This is a genomic window from Streptomyces calidiresistens, assembly GCF_014141525.1.
GTDB lineage: Bacteria > Actinomycetota > Actinomycetes > Streptomycetales > Streptomycetaceae > Streptomyces > Streptomyces calidiresistens.
Window position 1 is genome coordinate 1 of sequence record NZ_VKHS01001466.1, and the last position, 622, is coordinate 622.

At 74.6% G+C, this 622-nt stretch carries 2 protein-coding genes; both read left to right on the forward strand.

Features of this window, described 5'->3' with window-relative positions; translation table 11 throughout:
• The first annotated feature begins 79 nt into the window (after positions 1 to 79).
• Complete coding sequence (locus FOE67_RS27840; protein ID WP_182667568.1) at positions 80 to 277, forward strand: ferredoxin; 198 nt, start codon at positions 80 to 82, stop codon at positions 275 to 277.
• Positions 274 to 622, forward strand: a 349-nt coding sequence (locus FOE67_RS27845; protein WP_323385636.1) for an FAD-dependent oxidoreductase, incomplete at its 3' end; no start/stop codon positions are given. The genes FOE67_RS27840 and FOE67_RS27845, both read left to right, overlap by 4 nt.

Here is a 622-nt window from a genome sequence, read left to right on the forward strand (position 1 = left end):
CAGTTTCAGTCCTTCCGTCGCCCCGCCCGGGCCGTGCCCCCGGCCCCGGGCCACCGCACCCACGATCACGGAGCCCCTCATGAAGATCGTCGTGGACATGAACCTCTGCGAGAGCCACGGCCAGTGCGTCTTCGCGGCGCCCGGCGTCTTCTCGTTCGACGACGACGACACCCTGGTGTACGAGCCGAACCCGGACGACGCCGCGCGCGAGGCGGTCACGAAGGCCGCCGCCGTCTGCCCCGTCCGCGCCATCACCATCACCCCGGACGCGTCGTGAGGGCACCCCGGCGGGTGGTGATCGTCGGGGCCTCCCTCGCCGGCCTGCACGCAGCGCGGACGCTGCGCGGCGAGGGCTTCGACGGGGAACTCACCCTGGTGGGCGAGGAACCGCACCCGCCCTACGACCGCCCCCCGCTGTCCAAGCAGGTCCTGCTCGGCGGAGGGGAGGCCCCGGACACCACCCTCCCCTTCACCGACATCCCCGACGTGGTGCACCGCTTCGGCGCCCCGGCCGTCCGCCTCGACCCCGTCGCCCGCACCGTGACGCTCGCCGACGGCGGGGAACTGCCCTGGGACGGCCTGGTGATCGCCACCGGTGCCCGTGCCCGCCCCTTCCCCGCCC

Excerpts from the sequence above, each read along its gene's own strand:
- FOE67_RS27840 (WP_182667568.1), top strand. The coding sequence starts at position 80 with ATGAAGATCGTCGTGGACATGAACCTCTGCGAGAGCCACGGCCAGTGC.